This is a genomic window from uncultured Winogradskyella sp. (assembly GCF_947498345.1).
In the GTDB taxonomy this organism is placed as follows: Bacteria; Bacteroidota; Bacteroidia; order Flavobacteriales; family Flavobacteriaceae; genus Winogradskyella.
In genome coordinates, this window is sequence record NZ_CANMJY010000002.1 from 13,268 (window position 1) to 34,794 (window position 21,527).

Annotated in this window: 22 protein-coding genes; 16 read left to right on the forward strand and 6 right to left on the reverse strand. The window is 34.7% G+C overall.

Translation table 11 applies throughout. The annotated features are described in order from the left end of the window. Position 1: 1 nt before the first annotated feature. From Q0912_RS03185 to Q0912_RS03195, 3 genes are all read right to left on the reverse strand, one after another. A complete protein-coding gene (locus Q0912_RS03185) occupies positions 2-856 on the reverse strand; it encodes a hypothetical protein (protein WP_299111958.1) in 855 nt (284 codons plus the stop codon). After that, positions 843-1,799, reverse strand: a complete 957-nt coding sequence (locus Q0912_RS03190) for an NAD(P)-dependent oxidoreductase (RefSeq protein ID WP_299111960.1) — start codon at positions 1,797-1,799, stop codon at positions 843-845. Before Q0912_RS03190 ends, Q0912_RS03185 begins: the two co-directional genes overlap by 14 nt. A 77-nt stretch (positions 1,800-1,876) precedes the next feature. Beyond that, the gene (locus tag Q0912_RS03195) at positions 1,877-3,310 is read right to left on the reverse strand and encodes a sigma-54 dependent transcriptional regulator (RefSeq protein ID WP_299111962.1); all 1,434 of its coding nucleotides are present in this window, start codon (positions 3,308-3,310) and stop codon (positions 1,877-1,879) included. Between the two features lie 291 nt (positions 3,311-3,601). Between Q0912_RS03195 and Q0912_RS03200 the strand changes: the two genes are divergently transcribed. The 13 genes from Q0912_RS03200 (at position 3,602) to Q0912_RS03260 (ending at position 15,395) form a co-directional block, all read left to right on the forward strand. Continuing rightward, positions 3,602-3,790 (forward strand): hypothetical protein, encoded by a 189-nt coding sequence (locus Q0912_RS03200; RefSeq protein WP_299111964.1) that lies wholly within the window; start codon positions 3,602-3,604, stop codon positions 3,788-3,790. Between the two features lie 104 nt (positions 3,791-3,894). Then, a complete protein-coding gene (locus Q0912_RS03205; RefSeq protein ID WP_299111967.1) occupies positions 3,895-5,871 on the forward strand; it encodes a tetratricopeptide repeat-containing sensor histidine kinase in 1,977 nt (658 codons plus the stop codon). A 1-nt stretch (position 5,872) separates the two neighbouring features. Next, positions 5,873-6,535, forward strand: coding sequence for a response regulator transcription factor (locus Q0912_RS03210; RefSeq protein ID WP_299111970.1), 663 nt, complete (start codon positions 5,873-5,875; stop codon positions 6,533-6,535). Between the two features lie 117 nt (positions 6,536-6,652). Continuing rightward, on the forward strand, positions 6,653-7,774 hold the full coding sequence (locus Q0912_RS03215; RefSeq protein ID WP_299111973.1) for a hypothetical protein: 1,122 nt from the start codon (positions 6,653-6,655) through the stop codon (positions 7,772-7,774). Positions 7,775-7,785: 11 nt separating this feature from the next. Then, positions 7,786-8,499 carry a hypothetical protein gene (locus Q0912_RS03220; RefSeq protein ID WP_299111976.1) on the forward strand — a complete coding sequence of 238 codons (714 nt, stop codon included), beginning with the start codon at positions 7,786-7,788 and terminating at the stop codon, positions 8,497-8,499. Next, entirely contained in the window at positions 8,496-8,651 is a 156-nt protein-coding gene (locus tag Q0912_RS03225) for a hypothetical protein (protein ID WP_299111980.1), read from the forward strand. Before Q0912_RS03220 ends, Q0912_RS03225 begins: the two co-directional genes overlap by 4 nt. A gap of 13 nt (positions 8,652-8,664) precedes the next feature. After that, positions 8,665-10,137 (forward strand): type IV secretory system conjugative DNA transfer family protein, encoded by a 1,473-nt coding sequence (locus Q0912_RS03230; protein ID WP_299111984.1) that lies wholly within the window; start codon positions 8,665-8,667, stop codon positions 10,135-10,137. Next, positions 10,115-10,558, forward strand: a complete 444-nt coding sequence (locus tag Q0912_RS03235) for a DNA N-6-adenine-methyltransferase (RefSeq protein WP_299111987.1) — start codon at positions 10,115-10,117, stop codon at positions 10,556-10,558. Before Q0912_RS03230 ends, Q0912_RS03235 begins: the two co-directional genes overlap by 23 nt. Continuing rightward, entirely contained in the window at positions 10,555-10,983 is a 429-nt protein-coding gene (locus tag Q0912_RS03240) for a hypothetical protein (protein ID WP_299111990.1), read from the forward strand. The genes Q0912_RS03235 and Q0912_RS03240 overlap by 4 nt, the downstream gene beginning before the upstream one ends. A gap of 5 nt (positions 10,984-10,988) precedes the next feature. Then, positions 10,989-11,888: a relaxase/mobilization nuclease domain-containing protein gene (locus tag Q0912_RS03245; protein ID WP_299111993.1), complete on the forward strand. Its 900-nt coding sequence runs from the start codon at positions 10,989-10,991 to the stop codon at positions 11,886-11,888. Between the two features lie 40 nt (positions 11,889-11,928). Next, a complete protein-coding gene (locus tag Q0912_RS03250) occupies positions 11,929-12,441 on the forward strand; it encodes a DUF4240 domain-containing protein (protein ID WP_299111996.1) in 513 nt (170 codons plus the stop codon). Positions 12,442-12,957: 516 nt separating this feature from the next. After that, positions 12,958-13,578 (forward strand): hypothetical protein, encoded by a 621-nt coding sequence (locus Q0912_RS03255; RefSeq protein WP_299111999.1) that lies wholly within the window; start codon positions 12,958-12,960, stop codon positions 13,576-13,578. Positions 13,579-13,589: 11 nt separating this feature from the next. Continuing rightward, positions 13,590-15,395, forward strand: coding sequence for a M14 family metallopeptidase (locus tag Q0912_RS03260; protein WP_299112002.1), 1,806 nt, complete (start codon positions 13,590-13,592; stop codon positions 15,393-15,395). Between the two features lie 414 nt (positions 15,396-15,809). Here Q0912_RS03260 and Q0912_RS03265 read toward each other — a convergent pair whose 3' ends face one another. Both Q0912_RS03265 and Q0912_RS03270 read right to left on the reverse strand, forming a co-directional pair. After that, positions 15,810-17,345, reverse strand: coding sequence for a hypothetical protein (locus tag Q0912_RS03265; protein WP_299112005.1), 1,536 nt, complete (start codon positions 17,343-17,345; stop codon positions 15,810-15,812). A gap of 456 nt (positions 17,346-17,801) precedes the next feature. Beyond that, complete coding sequence (locus tag Q0912_RS03270) at positions 17,802-18,287, reverse strand: hypothetical protein (protein ID WP_299112007.1); 486 nt, start codon at positions 18,285-18,287, stop codon at positions 17,802-17,804. Between the two features lie 120 nt (positions 18,288-18,407). Here Q0912_RS03270 and Q0912_RS03275 point away from each other — a divergent pair, with 120 nt between their 5' ends. Both Q0912_RS03275 and Q0912_RS03280 read left to right on the forward strand, forming a co-directional pair. Continuing rightward, entirely contained in the window at positions 18,408-18,644 is a 237-nt protein-coding gene (locus Q0912_RS03275; protein WP_299112010.1) for a helix-turn-helix transcriptional regulator, read from the forward strand. Further along, entirely contained in the window at positions 18,644-19,405 is a 762-nt protein-coding gene (locus Q0912_RS03280) for a hypothetical protein (protein WP_299112013.1), read from the forward strand. The genes Q0912_RS03275 and Q0912_RS03280 overlap by 1 nt, the downstream gene beginning before the upstream one ends. 6 nt (positions 19,406-19,411) lie before the next feature. Here the strand turns inward: Q0912_RS03280 and Q0912_RS03285 are convergent, their stop codons facing one another. After that, on the reverse strand, positions 19,412-19,801 hold the full coding sequence (locus tag Q0912_RS03285; RefSeq protein ID WP_299112015.1) for a helix-turn-helix transcriptional regulator: 390 nt from the start codon (positions 19,799-19,801) through the stop codon (positions 19,412-19,414). Between the two features lie 154 nt (positions 19,802-19,955). On the opposite strand from Q0912_RS03285, the gene Q0912_RS03290 reads away from it, so the two are divergent. Further along, positions 19,956-21,485 carry a hypothetical protein gene (locus Q0912_RS03290; protein ID WP_299112017.1) on the forward strand — a complete coding sequence of 510 codons (1,530 nt, stop codon included), beginning with the start codon at positions 19,956-19,958 and terminating at the stop codon, positions 21,483-21,485. The last annotated feature ends 42 nt before the right edge of the window (positions 21,486-21,527 follow it).

Genomic DNA, 21,527 nt, shown 5'->3' on the forward strand with positions numbered 1-21,527 from the left:
ATTATTGAGGTATTTTATTTCGTAAAGTCCTTGCTATGGTTAATATATTCTCGAAGTAGTTACAGTATTTGTTTACCTCTGATAACTCTGTAGTAAATAAAGCTTCCTTACCACCATTTTGATTTATGGATTCATTTGCTTTTCGAAGTATATAGTCATCGTAAATCACAAAGTCAATTAAGTATTTAGCGTCTATATTGTCCTTATCAACATATATGACATATATTTCTATTCCCAGTTCTAGATGTTTTTTAAATATATCTTTGAAGCTATTAATTGAAGAGCTCTCAATAAGAAAAATCCTAATGGCTTTTTCTTTCTTTCGATCTATATTTTGTTCATGGGCTTTTAAATATAGAGTTCCTTCATGACTAGTCCACCATTTTTCATCTTGATAGCTAATGGCCTTTAAATTATTATTACAGCATTCAAGAACTTTTTTAGTAACCAAAAGCTCATTACTCGCATTACATCTATACTTACCTCTTTGGATAATTTTCAATTGATAGTTGTATTGATCTAGGATATTTTCTAAGAAGAAATCATAAAAGCGATCTTTTCTCTCATTAATTTCATATGTAAGTGATACTGTTTCGCCTATTTTCGGGGTTTGCGATAATAGTCGAATAAATTTCTCGACTAAGTCTTTTTGTTTTTCTACTTTATCTTGATAAGAATGGAGTCTATAGATTACTTTTAATAACAACGATAATAATAGTCCAAGTGTAGCATCTCTAACTGCTTGTTTACTGGAACTTCCGAAATGAAGACTAGTCAAAAGTATACCAGTAAAAAACAAAAGTAAGCCTATAGCAATTGGCCAGTTTTTTTCTATGAAGTTATTATTCTTTCTCACAACCTTTGTTTATGCAAAACGCATCATCTTTTTTTAGAAGTAAATTTATTATTGATTGAGTAGTCATATTACTCACTGTATCTATAGCTTCTTGCGTGTTGAAACCTGTTTGGGAGTTAGAATAAAAAAATCTATTTGCTGGGAAATTAGGTATCTTACCATCTGGTGCTTTGTCAAAAGCTGCAAATATTTTTTCATCCTTTAGTAGTTTATACATTTCTTTTAAGTCAACTGCTTCAGGAAAAGCGGCATTGATTAATATGGCATCTTTATGCATTAATTGTAAATCATTTTTGTTTATGAATTTTTCTCCAACCTCGTTTGAAAAATGGAGTGAGATAATATCTGCTCTATTCATTAAATCCAATTTTGAAACAAATTCAATACCTAATCCACTTTCGAGAAAGAATTTCCTATTTCTTGAATAATACAATATGTCCTTAACTCCAAGAGATTTTAAATATTTACATACTAGTATTCCTATTCTTCCTAATCCAATAATTCCAATTGTTTTATTTTTTATGGATTTTGTAGTTTTAAAAGACTTACTTCCGGTACGTCCTAAGCTCAATACTTCTCGATTCATCATAAGCATCAAGCTAAGAGTATACTCAGCTACAGCATCCGCATTTCCTCCTGGACAATTTGAGATGAGTATTCCTTTATCTGTTGCAGCTTCATAACCTGTTATAAATTCTTTATATCCAGATCCTGTAAACGATATTGCTTTAAGCTTGTCTGCAGATTTAATAACTCTCTCAGTAACTTTTTCTATTCCTCCTAAGATATAACCAGTTTTTCCCTTAATAGCTGAGCACAAATCTTTTTCGGATAGATTTGGGTTGTCAATTCGTTCAATATCAAACCCTGCTTTATTTATGATTCTCTCATGCTTTTTATGAATGAAGAGACTATCAGTTATTAAAATTTTTTGTCGATTCATATTAATTAATTTTACATTCTTATTGTTTTGATTCAAGCTTATATCTGATTTGATGATTTTCAATGTATAGACAGAGCTTATAAATGATATTTTTCAATTTTCTTTTTTAGTGTGTTATATGCTATTTCTAAAACCATAGAAGATTTACTTAAATTTCTATTATACATTGCTAGGACCATTTTTATATGTTTCTTCTCCATGTCTCTTAAGCTAAGAGAAGCTATTGAACCTTGAGGATACTTGATTTTATTTGGAATATCCTCCATAACTATTTCCTTTTCACAATACACATAAAATCGCTCAATTATATTCTCAACCTCTCTTATATTTCCTGGAAAGGAATAATTATATAGACAACTCTTTACTTCTTTAGTGAATCTAAGTTTTGGCTTATCAAAAAGACGACTCTTCTTTTCTAAAAAAAAAGTGAACAACGATTCTTTTTCTTTTGTGGGAAGTTCGCGGAATGCTATTGCTCTAATATCAGCTACCGCTAGCCTGTAATATAAATCTGCCCTAAAAGATCCCTTCTCAACTAAGCTCCAGAGATTTTCATTAGTTGCTGATATGACTCTTACATCAACTTTATATTTTTCATAGCTTCCTACTGGTGATACTTCTCGTTCTTGAAGAACACTAAGAAGGTTTTGCTGTAATCTGGGTGTAATATTACCTATTTCATCTAAGAATATAGTTCCTTGATGAGCCTCTCTGAAAGCACCTTTAAAGTCAGTTGTCGCATCTGTAAAAGCCCCTTTAACATGTCCGAAGAGATGACTTTCTATAAGGTTTTCTGGGATTGCACCGCAGTCAACTTTGATAAATGGATATTTACTTCTTCTTGATTGTTTATGAATATATTTTGCTAAAACACCTTTTCCTGTTCCTGTTTCACCAGAAATAAAAGTAGTTACATCATTGGCTGATGCTATTTTCTTAGCAAGATCAAATACTTTCTGAATGGTTGCTGTAAATTCAAATAATCCTTTTTCAAAAGGATTCCTTTTATTGCTTTCTTGTATTGCAAGACCATTTATCAGGTTGGCATATTTTACCTCTATATATTCTTTTTTAGGTTCGCCTTTTCTATATCTAGGAGGCCGCACATGAAATAATTTAATGTTTTTATATTCCATTGCTAGTAAATACCACGCAGTCTGCATTGCTGGTGTTCCTGGGGATACAAAAATCTCTACATCTTCTTCAATATATTCTCTTAGCAAAGGAAACAACTTATCTTTAATCTCCTCTATACTAACTACATCTTTAATATCCATGTATTGCGGGAGAGTATTCTTCTGGTAGGTTCTTCTCAGGTGATTAAAAAGAAATTGAAACTTTGTGTCTGGATTTTGTTCAGACGATCCAGATAAAAGAAGATGTAAATCGTAGTCGAAAATATGTGAGTAAAATTCACAATGGGTACCATGACTATTTACAATGACTTTTCCATCATCATTTTTTTTGAAATCATGACTATACGCGATCCAAGAAATTAAAATTTTTCTCATCTAGTTTTCTTATCAATTTTTGATACTAGTTTTCAGATTTTGATATCCTTTGTTTTTTTAAATAATTGATAATCAATTATATAAGTGTGGACTAAGCATTGAATTTAATATAGCAGTTGTTCATTGAAAATCTGAAAAATGTACTTGTTACTGTTAAAAACAATAGCTCAAAACTATACTATAGCCACAAAATAAAAGTGCGGAAAACCTCAGTGAGTCTTAGTTTAAAAATGGTTTCAAAACTTCATTAAGGCAGTATTTCAATGGCATTAATCTTTAAAATTTAATACTATGAAAACTGTTAGAAAATTTTTACCGTTAGTTCTATTTATTAGTATCTTCTCATGTAATCCAGATGATACGATCTATGAAACCCAACCGAATAGCCCCACCTTAGAGTGTTGTACAGAAAACGGACAATTACCCTCTGAACCAGGTGGACAAGAGGAAGAGAAAGAAGAGGGTAATCAAGGAAATTAAAATAGCCTTTCAAATTTTTAAAGCCATGCTGAATTAGCATGGCTTTTTCATTTAAATAATGTGTAAAAAATGATTTGTTAGTTTTGTAGTAATATAACTATTTTATGAATAAATATAGGTTACATTGTCTAGGCTTTTTATTTTGTTTAATCTTTAATTGTTCAAATAATGTTGAAAAGAAGACAAATATTATTTCTAATAAAATCGTCGATAGTATTAATAGTTTACTAGACTCTTCTAAAACTAAGAATATTGCTAATCCCAAATCATATGCTCAAAAAGCATTTCTTCTTTCTAAAATTCATAAGAATGATTCACTGTGGTACAAATCTTTAGATAGACTATCTATTATTAATTACAGATTAGGTTTATTAGATACATTCAGAATGAATAGTGAAATGTATTATTTAAAGGCCTTATATAATAAAGATACATTAAATTTAGCTAAAAGTCATTATAACCTCGGAAGTTACTATTACAAGGTCTTTACATATGATAGTGCTTATTATCATTTTAATAAATCTCAACACTTTTTTAAAGAGATCGGTGATAGTTTACAAGTCACTGCGAATTTATTAAATATGGCAATATTACATACTGCTGTCGGTGATTATCATTCTAGCGAGAATATATCAATTGAAGCTCTTTCATTTTTAGAATCTTATAAAAAATCATCTTATAGACTTTCTCTATATAATAACTTAGGCATAATTTCAAATGATTTAGAGGATTATGACGCAGCTAGATTTTGGTATAATAAAGCATTATCATTTACAAAGTCTTCAAAGCAAAAGATAACCCTCCAAAATAACTTGGGAATAACATTTCGAAATGAAAAACAATACGAGTTGGCACTAGACTTGTTTAAACAGGCATTGTCTAATCCAAAAATTGAAAATTACGCCAATATAAAAGCTATGGTAATAGACAATATTGGATATGTGAAATTATTAACAAACGAACAAAATCCATTAAAAGAATTGAATGAAGCATATAGTATTAGAAAGCAAGAGGGTTCGATAAGTGGACAAATGGTAAGTCAATTACACTTAGGTGAGTTCTATTGGAACCACAATAAAGATTTTATAAAAGCAAACACATTCTATGAACTAGCACTTTTTAACGCAAATAAATTAGGTAATATCAAATATAAATTAAAAGCTTTATTGAAATTATCAAAAATTAACCCCAATGCTAACTATTTAAATTCATATGTTCAATTACAAGACAGTATCATAAACTATGAGCGAAGCTTAAAGAGGGAATTTGCAAAGATAAGATACAGAACTGACCAAAAAGAAAGTGAAAATTTCATCTTAGAAAAATTAAATACTAGTCAATCATTAATAATAGAGAAACAAAGAAATCAAAACCTTGTCTTTGTCATCCTGCTAGTTATTCTGATTGGTTCGATCTTAATTCTTATAGTTTACAATTATCAAAGACGAAAATTACAATCACAAAAGTTGATAATTGAAAAACTACGAGTTAGACATGAAGAAAAAAATAAACTATCCGTCTATTTGCATGATGATGTTGCTAGTGATCTTTTATTAGGATTACAAAAAGGAAATATATTACAAAAGGAATTTAACGATCCATATTTAAAAGAAACTATGAATTATTTTGACAACGCATACAATAAAATGCGAAAAATTTCTCAAAACCTAAATAGTGAACAATTCAAACATATATCCTTTGATAAAAAAATAATTTTTTTAATAAGTGAGTATAACTTTGACTCAAGTTTGAAAATAAAGAGTATAGGTGTATCTTCCATTGATTGGAACTCAATTCAACATGATGTTAAAGTAGTAATTTTCGGCATTATTCGTGAAGCCTTTAATAATATCATAAAACATTCTCAAGCATCAGAAGCTACTATTTCTATTAAAAAAGTGAAAGATATACTTCAAATTGACATTAAAGATAATGGTAAAGGGTTTTCAAATATTGAAAGCTTAAGTTCTGGAATTGGAATTTCTAACATTAGAGCAAAAGTAAAAGAGATGAATGGCCTCTTTAATATTAGTAATCTTCCAATTCAAGGGTCTTTACTGGAAATAAAATTAAAAATTTAAAATGAAAGCAATAAAACTTTTGCTTGTTGAAGATCATGATTCAGTTAGTTTAGGAATACAATACAGCCTTAAACAAGAACCATCATATTCATTTGATATTAAAGCTACATCGGATGCGAATAGTGCTTTTAATGAATTAAAAAATAATGATTTTGACATAGTTATATTAGATCTAATTTTAAAAGGCAAAATTGATCGAGGTCAATTTACTTCTGGAGATGAACTTTTAAGCTATTTAAGCAAATTAGAATACAGACCCAAAGTTATTGTAATGTCAAAGATTGATAGCTTTGATATGCTTGATTATGTAGTATCTGTCTTAGATGCTGACGCTTATATTTTAAAGAGTAAAACTAGTTTACAAGAAATTATTCCAGCTATAGATGCAGTGTTGTCTGGGGATAATTTCTTCAGTGATTCCATAAAGAAAATCTTACGCTACAATGAAAACCTTTTGGATATGGACATTGTTGACAGAATAATATTAAAGGCAATTAGCAATGGATTGAAACAAAATGAAATTGCTGAAGAGCTTAAAATAAAAAGATATGCGATGACTGTTTCCGCTATAGAAAAACGTATTAAGAAACTTAAAATTCGTTTCGATGCTCACACCTCACCACATCTGATAGCACTAGCTATTAAAAATGGTATAATTTCCTAATCAATATCTGAATACTAATTTCAAAAACTGATACCATTATGTTTTTTAAACACTTGAAAATCAGAAACTTGAAATAGGGTCCCTTTTTGAACTCTTGTATGTAAAAATTTTTTACATATGAAATTCAATAAACAAAAGCGACTAGGAGTAGTCAGAATAGTTGATACTGAAATTACTCAGTATATCAAAGACAAAGACCTCCAATACAGGGAGGTACATTTAAAAACAGCTACAAAGCTATCGACCATGGACTTTAAGTCCATGTCAAGCACCACACGAATAGGTGACTTCATCGGTGCATTAGTAGCCGATTTTCAGCATCTCGTTGATTACGTCAATACCAAACTCAGTGGTGATATCCAAAAACTCAAAGGTCAGTCCCATATCTCAGATATGGAAGATGAGCTACGGGATATTGATCGTAAAATCGAAGGTATCGATGGTAAGATAACACCGCTTAAGGGGAAGTTTGATGATACGGCCAAGAAGCACAAGCCAGAGGTAACGAAATGGTTCTATCTGTATATCCCGATCCTCATCGTCATAGCGTCAATGGAACTTATAGGAAACTTTGATGCACTCAACACACTGGGCGGATCAAGGATATCTTCATTTGGATTGGCGATTTTGAGTGTCATCTCGATTTATTGGTACAGTCACTTTACGCCAGACAAAGTCAAGAAATACGCTGGTGATAATGTAAAAAAGCAGGTTTTGCTGTTCTTTATTTTCCTTATTCCTATCATCTTGGTCTTTGGATTTTTCTCTACCATGCGCATTCAGTATATGGTAACCATGAATCCAAAACTGGCACAGGTCTATACGACTAGCCCTCTTGTTTTCACCATAATTAACGCATTTGCCTATACTATTTCATTTTGGATAATTTGGGCTATGAAACCGAGTCGTGAGGTCATTTTGAAGCACAAAAAGTACCGCAATGACGTCAAGGAACTTGCCGAACTGGAAGCTGAGCGTGAGTCGCTCTGCCAAGAGCGTGCCTCACTTAACCCTGAGCTTAGACAGAAACTTACAGACCGATATCAGATCCTCTTGCTTGGAAAGCAGACCGAAGACGAGATCGTTACCAAAATGCGAAGCTGTTTTGAGGAGTTCAAAATGGAACTGTTCCTCAAGACCAATGGCGCCTGTGCATCACTATTTACAGGTCGTATTGACGATGACCTTCCCAAGCTGAAGCTCAACTACCAGAACATTAAACCAATGAATAACAATTAAAAATAATAGATATGAAAAAAACAATTCTATACATAATGGTCATAGCCCTTATATGGGGCTGTGACCAAACTCCACCGAGCTCAATAACAGTATCGGTATTAGCGGACAAGACCGATGACTTTATACCTGAACCTGAAATGGTGCATGTGCGCCGTTTCATGGAAAATCCCATTTATGAAAGTGGTAAACGTGAGTTCTGGTATGGCAGTATTACCAACACCAGTGTCAATGCACAGTTTAAGGCTGAACTTTTAGGTTCGGATATGTTCGAAAACAATCTCAAGCGTAAGAACGATGTGGACGGCTTCTTTGAGTCCATAGCTTCACACCTTGAACATGAGAATGGTATTCAGAGAGAATATCGTAACTCAAGTATCATAAAACCATTGGTAGCACACTTGCATAGTCTCAAAGAGTCCAACAGTACCGATAAGGTAATGCTGTTGTACAGCGATATCCTTGAAGCGAGCGACCTTTTGAATGTTTACAATACCAAAGGTTATCTGGAACTGCTAGAGTACCCTGATAAGGTAATCGAGAGGTTCAGGAATCATGTATCAATAAATGATCTGAGCGGTATTGAGCTCTACATCATCTACTATCCAGTAGATTTAAAGGACAATCATTTGTTTGAGCAAATGCTTTTGGTGTACCGAAAGCTCTTTGAGGGCTCGGGACTTTCAATAAACGTGGGCATTGATAATCCCTTAAATCCGAGACTATGAAAAAGACCAAAGGCAGTATCCTGTACTCAGCTATCGGTTACCTCGTAAAAGGGCTTTGGAAGCTCTTTTTACTTGGGCTCTATGGGTTATCAAAGCTTATGGAAGTCATCGCAGGCTTCCTATCCAAAGTACTTGAAAAAATGTTGAACTAAAACCAAAATTGCTATGATAAAACTATTTATTGATACGATAAGTGATGTTCTCTCAAATATACTGGGGGACATCTCGTCATCATTTGATAAAGACCACAGCGTTAATGCAGAATTTGGAAATCCGAACAAGCTCATTTCCAAAAGAAACAAGGGTTGGGTTATTGATGGTGTTAGAGCCTTGGACATGGAAACCTCTCGCCGAAATTTATGTGTAGTGGCAGGGTCTGGAAAAGGTAAAAGTCAGAACCACGTATTTACCAGTATCATGAACTGTATTAGCTCATCAATGGTCATCAACGATAACAGTTCTGAGCTTAGTGCCACACTTCCATATCTTGAATCACAGGGTGTAAGTACAAAAGTGATGAACCTTGTCCGAAAAGAGAACGTCTATATCAATCCCCTTGATGGTTGCAATGGTAATGTAGCCGCCATGCGAAAGATTGCCAAGACCCTTATGGGCAATGCAGCTAAGGAAAACGATTTCTTTTCCATTAGTGGCGAGGACTGTATCACGATATTTATTCAACATGTATTAGAGTCTGAACCTCGTATTAATGCCAATTTAGGTAATGTCTACAGGCTTATTCTTGAATTTCAAGGCAATCCCAAGGTAATTGAGAGTTATATGGCGGATAAGGCATCAGATGCGGTCTGGACAAAGTTCAAGGCCTTGGCAGGGAACTCTGAAAAGACGCTCAAGTCTATTACTTCAACCGCAATTTCAGCACTCAGTTGGTTAGGCGATAACCCTGTTCTTGCTGACCTTACTTCGGTCAGTAACATATCATTTGAGGACTTTAGAAAATCGCCAACCTGTTTGTTTATTCAGTCGCCAGCGAGCGATTCTAAGTTCTATGCGCCAATGGTAAGTTTAGTTTTTCAGAGTTTCTACCGCTATGCCTTTTCAAGACTTCCAGAGGAAAATGACTTGGACATTATGATGATCCTAGATGAATTTTCGTCCCTGATCGATGGGCTTTCAGACTATAGTCAGATCATTAGTAACAGTCGAAAATTTCGTATACCTCAAGCTATTTTTCTTCAGGACGAATCCCTGCTCAGCCCTTACAAAGAGCTCAAGGATAATATCCTCGCCAATTGCTATGTGAAATGCTACTACGGGGGTCAGGACAAAAAGGCCTTTGAGCTCGAAAAGCTATTGGGAAGCTATTCCTATGTTGACGGCAGTTCGGGACAGACCAAATCCAGACCGCTCATGTACGCCTCTGAGATCCGTGAGATGGACGATGAGATACTGGTTATCACCAATGGTCAAAAACCTATAAAGGTACGCACCAAGCCTGCATACAAACAGTCCAAGCTTCGTAAGCGTTTGGCAATGGAACTGGATACCGAAGTTCAGGAAGAACCTATGGATTACAATATCCAATATATCGACCTATCACCTTACAAGGACGAGATTAAAGATAAGAATGTAGAACCAAATAATTCAGTGACAGATGGACAAGGTACTCTTCAGTAGTAAATATATGGCTTGGGAAACACCACAATGGCTGTTCGATAAGCTCGATAAGGAATTTGGATTTACACTTGATCCGTGCTGTCTACCTAAGACCGCCAAGTGCAAGAAGTACTTTACTCCCAAAGAGGATGGGCTGATACAGGATTGGAGCGGTGAGACTGTATTCGTCAATCCTCCTTATGGTCGCTCTATTGTCCTATGGGCAAGAAAAGCGCATATGGAAGCCAAAAAGGGAACGACCATTGTCATGTTGCTTCCTGTTAGAAGCGATACACGGTGGTTCCACGATTGGATATACGGCCATGCTGAGATACGGCTTCTCAAAGGTAGACTTGCCTTTATCAGGGACGGGTGTAGGAAAGGTTCTGCCCCTTTCCCCTCAATGGTTGTGGTCTTCAACGGTAAATCCAATAAGCCATGAAACATACTTCGCTACATACATATCTCGATGAGAAGTTGTGCAATGTTGATAACCCAAGTAATGAACTGATCATAAAACTCAAGAAAGACTATTGGAAACTTTATTATAGACACTACAGGCGACATCGCAGAAAGTTCAAGAAAGAGTTTACCCTTGGCTTTGACAGAGAGTATTTACAGCTTATTCAGGAAAAAAGGGGAGCGATGGGCGTATCCGAGTTCCTGTACCTTATAGTGGATAGGGAGCTTCGATCCGATGAGCCTTTGTTCAATGATGTCCAGCTACAGTCTGAGCTCAGTCAACAACTGATGGAACTTATAGCTCTTGTAGAAGAGCTTTTGGACAATGATAGACCTAAGGTCATAACCGATATCCTTGAGCGTCTTGAGGTTCTTGAGGAATCATTTTCGCAATTCATAAATTAATAACTATGATCATTAAATCCAAATCCATAAAATCGAGAAAGGCTTTTGAAAATACCATTCGCTATATCCTTACCAAGGATGACCAGAATAATGTTGGCTTTACCCTAAACCGTTATATCAAAAAGGACAGGCAGTTTGAAACCATGATGCAGACCGAAACCAATACCCAGAAACGGCTTGAACTCCTTAACAAACGTATCAACAACATCATCCAGTCCTTTGAGTCCAATGAGTCTAAAAGGCTACTTAAGCGCAAAAACGCCAACCGTGCCTACCATGAGATCATCTCCTTCCATAAGGAGGATACCAAGCACCTACCGAAGAAGGTGCTCATGAAAATAGCCCGTAAGTATGCCAAAGAGCGTGCACCGCATGCTATGGTCATAAGCACAATGCACAGTGACAAAGAGCATTTACATATCCACAATGTCATCTCAGCTTTGGAATATGCCACGGGAAAGCCCATCAGATTAACACGCAAAGAATTTAAGGAAGTAAAAACACGAATGGAAGCCTGGCAGGACAGAGAGCTTGGATTGAAACACAGCAAGGTCGACCATTCGAAAAAAAAAGTACAACTGCTACAGCTCGACATTGAGCGTGAGCTGAACCTAAGGGGGAAGCGTAGTGAGCGCCAAGAGCTACAGCTTAAACTCATTGATGTTTTTGCCAAGGCTAGATCCGAGAAAGTACACTATCGCAAGTTCGAAAAGGCGGGGCTCATGCTCTACTCAAGGGGTGGAAAAATAGTTGGTGTACATGGACTTAGAAGACGCTACAGGCTGAAAACCTTGGGGTTTGAGCCTGAGCGTATCGTGATGGAAAAGACAAAAACTCAAGACCGACTGCAAAACCTAAGGCAGCAACAGACTGAACTGGATATAGGTCTGGGCTTGGAACGTTAATTACTGGTTAGATATGATATTATTATGAATATATAAAGTTATGATGAAAGAACAGAAATTTTGGGACATAATTGAACAATCGATAAATGAGAAAAAAAGTGTCGACAAGAACGAACAGGGGGATGCCCTATTAAGGATTCTATGTAAATATCCAGTAAATGATATCGCTAAATTTCAGAAGCGATTGGTCAAATTACGGGATGAAATTGATTCACCCATGCTTAGGGACATTGCCTTTATGATGAAGTTTGGGGACAATGACCATGCGTTTACGGGTTTTAAAAATTGGGTGATATCCTTGGGAAAAGAAAAGTATGAAAAGGCTAAAAAGTCACCTGCTTATCTGTTGACATTGGATGACCCGAATCTATTCGTGGTAGGCCAGGCATATCTTCCTGATCTGAACTATGTGTCACAGTCGGCCTTTTTTGAAAAGACGAATCTTGATTTCGATGATTGGTATCTAGCTCTAAAAAATGAAGGGAATAATATAAAAAAGCGAATGAAAACCTTAAAGCTTCGTATAGCCGATAGAGGGGATTTGGAACTTTAGTTTCTAGACTAAAAAATAAATAATACAAGACAGGACTATTTACGATCCTGTCTTCTTTTTATAAAGGGTTATGCAAAAGGGAATCCCTTTACCAAGATCGCTTTTAACAGCTGAACTGTTCTAAAGCAATCTTGCATCGCTGTCCTAAAAGTCAGAGCGACTTGGGTTAGCGAGCCAAAAAATGTCCTAAAAGACTTCGCAAAGTCGACTTAGGACATTTTTCTAAAAGGTAAATTCATATTTGATCTTTCTATATTTTAGACCTAATCCTGCAATACTGAATAATCATTAATGGCTTATTTTGAATTATTTTTTTGTATATTTAAGTCTCTTAATTTCCTTATTAAGACATATTTAATTCCTCCTATTAGATTCTAATTTATAGTACCAACTCCTTGCGTATTCCTTCAAATACACATAAGGAAGGCTTAATTTTTGACTTTAAATTAATACTATAAATGTTACACCATGAAACACTTAAAATTTATTTTTTTAATGGGTCTTTCAATTTCATTTATGAGTTGTGATTCCAAGGTTAATTTGGATCTCACTGATAAAAGACCCGTTAAGAGCATTAAAATCGGTGATGCTACAGAAGCAGCATTGATTGAGCAAGAACTAGATCTAGAAATAAAACACATTAGTGGAAACACTTTATATTTCTATTCCGATGATCAAAATACCTTATCTAAATTAAAAGATATCGGATATCAAATTTCTGATGAAAATCCAAAACAAATTTCCTTTAGAATAGTAAAACTACTTTCTAAAGACAGAACATCTCTATCCACGGAGAACAATATTTCAATTTCTAAAGAATTGAGTAGATATAATATTAAGACCATGATTAGAGAAAAAGACCATTGGATTATCTATGGAGCTCTTAGTGATCTCTCTACAATAAAAAACATGGGCTATATGATGGAGGATTTCAATTCAGAAATCTTTCCAAGGATGGTTAAAATAACTGTTTTATCCAGGAACGATGTTCAAATTGTCAACAAGCTAGGTGTTGATATTCATAGTGTTGAAATGGAAGGAAATTATCCTGTCATTTACGGACAGGCATATGATTATCAAATCGATTCAATGCGAGTTTCTGAATATAGAGTTGAAAAAATAAATGAAAGTTTATAAATCATTAAATTATGAAAAATACCATTATTATCTTGATTCTATTGATTTCACAATCAGTTTCATCGCAACTAAGGTACGACTTCTTTAGATCTCCAGAACAAATTGATGAAGCTCTAAATTTTTTACATTCTACGCACCCATCACTAACAAAGATTACTACTATCGGCTTTAGTGAAGAAGGTAAACCTATTAAGGCATTGAAAATTTCAAGTAACCCAGATGTAGACGATGCATCCAAAGCGGATATTGTTTTTATGTCATTAATACATTCTAGAGAATGGATAAGTGTTGAGACGCTATTGTACATAGCTGACACAATGCTCTTAGAATATCAAATCATGCCCGAATTAAGAGCAGATATCAATAATTCCCAAATTTGGTTTATTCCTGTAGCAAATCCTGATGGTCATGAGTTTTCTCGTTTGTCTATAGCAAATAGACTTTGGAAAAAAAACAGGAAAGAAAACAGTGATGGTTCTTATGGTGTTGATTTGAATAGAAATTGGGGACATGAATGGGGTTTAGATTCAGGCTCAACATCTACACCTAGTGATTATGAATATAGGGGAACAATGGCTTTTAGTGAAAAAGAAACTAAAGCCATAAGAGATTTTATTAGTGATCTATCCAATTTGAAAGCTCTGGTTAGTTATCATAGTTACAGTGAGCTATATCTAAAGCCTTGGGCTTATACCTTTGATGATGCTCCTGGAGAAAAAACACTTGAGAGCATTGCACGGCGCAACATTGATTTAATAGAATCTGTACATGGACACAGATATGCTGAGAGTATATGGTATACGGCTTCGGGTGAAACCACTGATTTCATATGGGAAGAGTATCGTACAGCGGCTTTTACACCTGAATTGAGGCCTGCTTCACGTCTACTCGGTGGCTTTGCGCCGCCCACTTCGGAAATATTACCTTGTGCACAGGAAAATTATCCTGTAGCTAAGGCATTAGTTCATGACGCTGCCAGAACTGGTCTTTATATCAAGGATCATGCAACTGATTTAGGGGCTGAACCATCTGCAATTGAAACAAGCTCCGGTGGTTGGTCAACGCCGTTTTGGGTCAGCCCTGATATATGGACGGTTCCAAGTGTGTTAAATCAAAATGCTCTGGTAGATCTGAATGTTCGAATCAATAATAATACAGGCACAACTCAAAATGGCGTTACGCTAGAGGTTTACTATACTGATCCAAGGATTTCATTGGAATTTCCAAATCCAAATGCCATGCTAATTGATAGAAGAGAAAATATAACAGTTCCACCTTCAGGTAGTGTGCAAACATTTCAATGGAGAACTCCTACTGGAACAAACTCTATGGGGGAATTACACTGGTGCATAGGAGCTGTAGTAAAACATAGAAATGATATGCCTCTATCAACTCAAATTCAAAAAAGTAGTAATGTAAGCTGTAGAAATTTTAATACAACTGAAATTGTTGAAGCATCTATGATGATGACTATTGCTGCTCAAAATTTTTTAGAAGTTCCTGCTGAGCTAATATATACAATTGATGATAGTAGCCTTAAAGATGGATGGACAATTGAATTACCAAATAAAATATTGAAACGAACCTCTAAAGTAAGCCCATCTTCGCTTCGTAAATCAAAATTACTTAAAACAAAAGGTATTATCATAGAACCAGGAGAAACGGTGTACTTACCTGTTAGCGTTAAGATAGGCAGTGAAGTCTCAAAAAATGAAAAATTAAAGCTTAATATTCACGGTAAGTTATTTCCATTGGTAGCAGGAAAAAGAGAAGCTGTAGGCAACGGATTTACTTTTGATTTGATTAATAAGAATTAATTTAAGGATTCCTAAGTCCTTCTTTGACAAAAACGCACCTTATCAGATATAAGGTGCGTTTTTGCTTCATGTGTTAACAAGGTACAAGGTAATCTGAGTCGTTAACAAATAAATCATAGGTTATCTATATTTTAACTATCGAGGTAGCTACAAAGTGAATGTAACGTGAGGTGATTCCATATAACTTTCCACCTCTAATTTTGGTAACCAGAGTTCCACCTTGAATTTTAAGTTTGTCACCTTTTTTTAATGAAAAAATAAGGTCTGAATAAGAATTGGGCGCAAATACAACCAAGCCTTCCAAAGCACCTGTAAACTCGTTTTTTCATTTTCCTAAGATATTTATTTAGCAACAAACATCCTTAAATCTTGTGTCCGAGTAAATGTAACAACTCCAAAATGCTTTTGAAATTATTATGAGACATTTGCGCATAATAGATCAATACCATGATGCATAACCATCACTGAGACTAATACTGCTAATAATGGTTTATAAATTGGTGTAAGCGTAGAAAAAATTACTGTTACAACATCTACTGTTCTCATTGTTTTCTTCATCTCAAGAATATACTTTATTCTTTCAGATGAGCATACTTTTTTTCTTATTTCTGGCAACTCGTTTGAAAACCAGTCTTTTCCTTGCTCCAATAATTTGCTTAAGCTAGGGGGTTTAGCTCCAAGATCAGAAGCTGTCAGAGAGCCAATGGAAATAAGTAATTCCTTTTCGCTCATTTCTACTGCTTTTTTTAACTCATTAAAGATGTGTTCATCAATCATTTGCTCATTGTATTTGTATGGTTTCCAAAATTCTCTAAAGTAGGGTAAAACATTAAAATTAATTTTATCAAGTAACGGTGTCATTAGCCTAACCTTTCTATTTTTATTAACGCTAATTGGCAAAGGGTCTTTATCGAAATGTAAGTTTGTAGTTCTTTCCAAGTCTAAAATACCCTTATACAAACACTCACTGAAGAACTTTTCCTCATTGTTTTCAAGTTTTCTTCTGTGAATGCTATGCATAGAACTATATATCCAATTATATCGAATTTCGTTATGAGGATATTTTGATTCATTGTAGTCTATAAAATCCTTATTTGAGCCATCATTAAATATTATGTTCTGAACCACGCCAACCGCAAATATATAGAGTCTACAATACAAAAAATAATCTATTTCAAGCATTTTAGGGTGGATTAACTCGCTCGTTCTGTGAATCCAATTTGATATTGACCACAACGTTGAAGTTTCATCTGCATCAAGTTCCATAGCTTGATAATTATTAATCTCCAACTTCTTTACATCTTTTTCATCTAAAGTTTCAGAATATTCAATATTCCACCTTGCCATATTAGTTGTTCCATTTGAATTTTTCTTTTGTCTCAGATAACCCAAATGTCCATTTAAAATGTGAGCTACCTCATGATTAATTAAATATTCCATAGCGATATTTTGGCAAAAGAGCGCGATATTAGCTCTGACTGTGCCTGGTTCTAAAAGATAAGAATAGTCAGGGGAGGTTGTAAGAGGCTCGGATAGAATTTTTGAAATATTTACTTTCTCAATAGCATCTTCAATGATATTTCCAATTCCATCAATATTTTCGAAAATATCTGTAGTCGCCAATATTGAATTGAAAACATCGAAGCTTTTTAGAAATGCTCCCGCTGTTAGCCCAATATGATATAGACCCTTAAACTTATAGCTAGGGATTGCGAATGCGTTAAATTCGGTAGAATTAATATATTCAAAACATATCTTAAATTCCTTTTCTTTATATAGTTTTTGAAAATTATTACCATTTAAAAATGACTTTACGTTATTCCTAAATAAACTTGCAACTTCGCGATCTACAGGATGAAATGAATTTAAAAAATAGACACCATTATACACACCTTCTCTAAATAAATTATCAAAATCTATTTGCTCTTGTGATTCAAAAGAATATCCCATTTAACATAATTTAAATTAGTAAATTTTAAAACCCCTCAACATCAATTATTTCATTTAACAAATTCACGCCACTTCTCTAATATTCCTAAAATTCTTATAGTATCGAGATAAATTAACCTGACTCTTTGTTATAGATAAGGTTTCCTCAATCCATAAATTGAATATTTCTAATTTTTCTTCTTTTGATTTTGTATCAAAAAAGTCTTGCTTTGAGAATTCAGACTTTTTGCACAAATAAATAGAATTAAGAAAGTTTTAAAAATGCCCATATCAAAAAATGAATAATATAACCAGTTAGTTCCTGTAGAAATAATTGGAAAACGTGTACGTTATATAACTAAGGGATACTCAAAAATACAAAAAATTAAAAAACCCTTCAATATATTGAAGGGTTCTATCAATTTATAACCGAATGACTCTAGGCAGTTTCAAATTAGAGAAAATAGCTGTGCCCTTTTACATCTTCTCTATTGAGGTGGCTAAAAAATGAATATATCGAGAGTTAAGTCCATATAATTTTCCACCTCTGATCTTGGTTACCAAAGTGCCACCTTGAAGCTTAATTTTGTCTCCTTTCTTCATTGAAAAAATAAGATCGGAATAAGAATTAGGTGCAAAAACAACCAGGCCCTCTAATGCACCTGTAAGCTCATTTTGATTTAGGTCAACATCTTCACTGGACACTTCAAAGGCGAAGTGACCTTCAGGCATTTTCTTGGTCGAATACTGAGCCTTAGCTGATGATTGTGAAAGTAGTTGGCATTCCACAACGACATCTGCACCGATATATTCTTCGGCAAAACTTTCATTGGAAATTTTGGAAAAAGGCACCACGGTTCCCGACGGCACTGATGATCCAGTTGATTGCACAACCCTGGTTGCACTACATGATGACAAAAATGCAAAGCTGCAAACGGATAAAACAAAAAGTAATTTCTTCATAATATATCTGATTTTAAGATTAATACGGGCAAACATAATAATTTTCCTTTTTAAATACACCTTATTAGATACAATTTATTAAAGGTTGTGAAAAAGATGTACCTAGTAGTAATTTGTTTCATGGCAAAACATGAAAAATACATACAGGAAAATCTCGATAAGCTTGGTAAACGTCTAGTTGAGCTTAGACTTGAAAAAGGTTATAAAAACTACGAGCAATTTGCATTCAAACATGACATTTCAAGATCTCAATATGGGCGTTATGAAAATGGACAGGATCTACGCTTCAGTAGCCTCTGCAAGGTGCTAAAGGCTTTGGATGTTTCTTTTGAGGAATTTTTTAAAAATTTTGATTAATGAAAAGAGTCACCAAGACATCTACATTAAAAGGAATAGAAGAAATTTATTCCTCTGCAATAACAAAAATATTAGAAACAATAGGTTATAAATATGATGTACCCGACTCTATTAATGTAAATATAGACAATAAGATTGCTCAGATTGGTTTGTATAGTTTCAAAGAAGATGATCAGTACATGATTCATCATCTACAAGAAAAGATTAATACTCTACAAGGTTACACAAATATAGTGTATGAAATGGCTCTAGTCTATTGTATCGCTCAATTTGAAGCTTTTTTAAATGACTTGACCCGATTACTACTAACATATTATTGGAAAACCCTCATAACTAAGCACAAGACAATGAGTTATGAAGATGTGCTGAAATTCGAAACGATGGAAGAGCTCAAATTCTCTTTAATTGATAAAGAAGTTATGGCATTCTCGCATCTGTCAATCATGGAAAAAGTTAAATATTATGAAGATAGATTCCACGTAAAGTTTAGTTACATTAGACAAAAAGGTGTTAGAAAAAACTGGAACTGTATAGAGAAAGAAACCTTGGTAAAGTCATTTGCAACAAGAAATATCATTCTTCATAATGGGGGTGTTATTAACGAAAAGTATATTTTCTTAACTGGTGAACCAAAAAGTAAAATTGGTTCGAGTGTTACTATAGATAACAGAAATTCTATGGATTTAATGAGTATTATTTTTAGAGTCTGTGATTCTTTTTATCAGGTGAGTAAAAATAAAGTAAAGAATATCAAAAAATAAGTACGGCTATTGTTTGCGAGCTTTTTCTAATTCAGCCAATCGAGTTTTCATTTTCACTTGCTGTAATTTCTCCACACGATCTTTTTCAATCATAGAATCCAACATAATACTGACCACATTTTTGTTGTATTCAGAAAGCTCGTTAATCATTTCCAACTTCTGAGCAATAGAGCGATCCTTAATTTCCGAAGTTTGGAACAATTCTACAACTGATACTTCTAGTGCTTTAGCTATTTTCACTATAGAGGCTAGTCCAGGAACAGTACCACCTCGCTCCAAACGTGAATAAGTAGGCACCAACATATCTGCTTTTCCTGCAACATCCTTTTGGCTCATGCCTTTCTCTTTGCGTATACGTTTAATGTTAGTTAATAAGAGTTCCTGTGTTGCTTCCATGTTCATTTCTTTAATGCCGATTACTGACCAAATGTAGTTCAAATATATAAAAAAAGCACTAAACACAAGTTTTATTTATTTATATAAACATATTTGTTTATATTTGAATCATAATTTTGTGTTATATGATGTTCAATAAATGCTGATTTAAATAATGAATACTTTCAATACTTCAAATCCCAACCATTTTGTCTTTACCACAGAGGTATTGGAAGTCCATATTTTGGGTGGATTGAACATACACGGGCTGGACAGGATGCGGGTCACCTTGAAGGTCAACTGTATTGAGGATGAGTTCCATGCCCTGCGCCATAATATTGACCTTTACAATTCCAATGGTGTTGAAAAATTGGTTCGTAAGCTTGCAGAGTTTTTGAAAGTGGGTACTTCTGTTATTAGAAGAGCGTTACAGGAATTGATCAATAAGCTGGAAAGTTATCGTATAGAACTCTTAGCTATTGAGAATGAAGATGAAATTTTTGAGTATCAGCTTTCCAAACAGGAACGACGTTCAGCAATGAATCTTTTAAAGTCTAAAGATTTATTAAAAAAGACCAACAAGCTTATCGGTGCAAGTGGGGTTATAGGTGAAAAGGTAAATCGGCTATTGATGTACCTTATATTTACCAGTAGAAAAACCAGTAATCCTTTGCACTGTATTTCCTTTGGTAGCTCGGGTGTAGGTAAAACACATTTACAGTCTAAGGTTGCCGAACTGATTCCCGAAGAGGATAAGGTCGAGATTACCGTACTATCTGCAAATGCCTTCTATTATTTCAAACGCCATGAGCTCAAGAACAAACTGGTGCTCATCGAAGATCTGGACGGTGCAGAAGAGGTACTGTACCCACTTCGGGAACTACAGACTAAAAAACGCATTACCAAATCCGTGGTACAGAAAGGTATCGGTGGCGAGGGCAAGACAAAAAACCTTACCGTAGAAGGACCCGTGTCGGTTGCAGGCTGCACCACACAGGAAAGCCTCTATGAGGATAATTCCAATCGTTCCTTTTTGCTCTATATTGATGAATCAGAAGCACAGGACGAGCGTATCATGCAATACCAAAGATTGGCTTCGGCAGGAAAGATCAATGTCCAAGATGAAATTGATGCCAGACAGATGTTGTGCAACGTGCAGCGTTTGCTAAAGCCCGTTAGGGTCATCAACCCATTTGCGGAATATCTATCCCTGCCAAAATCGGTCTTTAAACCTCGGCGCAGTAATGCACACTACCTTCAATTTATAGAAGCTATAACCTTTTACCATCAGCACCAACGCGAATCCAAGTTCGATGCGCATACCGGGGAAGAGTATATCGAAACAACCCTAAAAGATATAAAGCAGGCCAACAATCTTATCAAATCGGTGCTGCTCCGTAAATCCGATAGCCTAAACGGTGCAACACGAAACTACCTCGAAGCCCTTAAAGGGCATTTGGCAAAAAAGAAGGATACATTATTTTCTAATCGGGAAATTAGAAAGCAGCTGCGGATAGCCGAGAGTACGCTTCGCAGATACCATCAGCTTTTGTTACGGGAAGGCTATATCATAAAGCGAAATGACATTCAGTCAGAATCCTTTACCTATGAAATTGTGGATGCCAATGAGTTTAGGGAACTGGAAAACAGTATAGATAAAGCACTTGGTGTGTGCCTAGAAACATTAGAAAAGCAGAAAAGTTAGTTTTTCCTGCCCGCAGCGGCTCGCTGCTTCGCCACAGGTTCG

Bases quoted from the DNA above. Each gene is read 5' to 3' on its own strand.
- Q0912_RS03285 (WP_299112015.1), bottom strand. From the start codon at position 19,801: ATGGAAGCAACACAGGAACTCTTATTAACTAACATTAAACGTATACGC.
- Q0912_RS03290 (WP_299112017.1), top strand. From the start codon at position 19,956: ATGAATACTTTCAATACTTCAAATCCCAACCATTTTGTCTTTACCACA.
- Q0912_RS03230 (WP_299111984.1), top strand. From the start codon at position 8,665: ATGATAAAACTATTTATTGATACGATAAGTGATGTTCTCTCAAATATA.
- Q0912_RS03265 (WP_299112005.1), bottom strand. From the start codon at position 17,345: ATGGGATATTCTTTTGAATCACAAGAGCAAATAGATTTTGATAATTTA.
- Q0912_RS03225 (WP_299111980.1), top strand. From the start codon at position 8,496: ATGAAAAAGACCAAAGGCAGTATCCTGTACTCAGCTATCGGTTACCTC.
- Q0912_RS03260 (WP_299112002.1), top strand. From the start codon at position 13,590: ATGAAAAATACCATTATTATCTTGATTCTATTGATTTCACAATCAGTT.
- Q0912_RS03205 (WP_299111967.1), top strand. From the start codon at position 3,895: ATGAATAAATATAGGTTACATTGTCTAGGCTTTTTATTTTGTTTAATC.
- Q0912_RS03245 (WP_299111993.1), top strand. From the start codon at position 10,989: ATGATCATTAAATCCAAATCCATAAAATCGAGAAAGGCTTTTGAAAAT.
- Q0912_RS03200 (WP_299111964.1), top strand. From the start codon at position 3,602: ATGAAAACTGTTAGAAAATTTTTACCGTTAGTTCTATTTATTAGTATC.
- Q0912_RS03235 (WP_299111987.1), top strand. From the start codon at position 10,115: ATGGACAAGGTACTCTTCAGTAGTAAATATATGGCTTGGGAAACACCA.
- Q0912_RS03220 (WP_299111976.1), top strand. From the start codon at position 7,786: ATGAAAAAAACAATTCTATACATAATGGTCATAGCCCTTATATGGGGC.
- Q0912_RS03195 (WP_299111962.1), bottom strand. From the start codon at position 3,310: ATGAGAAAAATTTTAATTTCTTGGATCGCGTATAGTCATGATTTCAAA.
- Q0912_RS03190 (WP_299111960.1), bottom strand. From the start codon at position 1,799: ATGAATCGACAAAAAATTTTAATAACTGATAGTCTCTTCATTCATAAA.
- Q0912_RS03215 (WP_299111973.1), top strand. From the start codon at position 6,653: ATGAAATTCAATAAACAAAAGCGACTAGGAGTAGTCAGAATAGTTGAT.
- Q0912_RS03210 (WP_299111970.1), top strand. From the start codon at position 5,873: ATGAAAGCAATAAAACTTTTGCTTGTTGAAGATCATGATTCAGTTAGT.
- Q0912_RS03255 (WP_299111999.1), top strand. From the start codon at position 12,958: ATGAGTTGTGATTCCAAGGTTAATTTGGATCTCACTGATAAAAGACCC.
- Q0912_RS03280 (WP_299112013.1), top strand. From the start codon at position 18,644: ATGAAAAGAGTCACCAAGACATCTACATTAAAAGGAATAGAAGAAATT.
- Q0912_RS03270 (WP_299112007.1), bottom strand. From the start codon at position 18,287: ATGAAGAAATTACTTTTTGTTTTATCCGTTTGCAGCTTTGCATTTTTG.
- Q0912_RS03275 (WP_299112010.1), top strand. From the start codon at position 18,408: ATGGCAAAACATGAAAAATACATACAGGAAAATCTCGATAAGCTTGGT.
- Q0912_RS03240 (WP_299111990.1), top strand. From the start codon at position 10,555: ATGAAACATACTTCGCTACATACATATCTCGATGAGAAGTTGTGCAAT.
- Q0912_RS03250 (WP_299111996.1), top strand. From the start codon at position 11,929: ATGATGAAAGAACAGAAATTTTGGGACATAATTGAACAATCGATAAAT.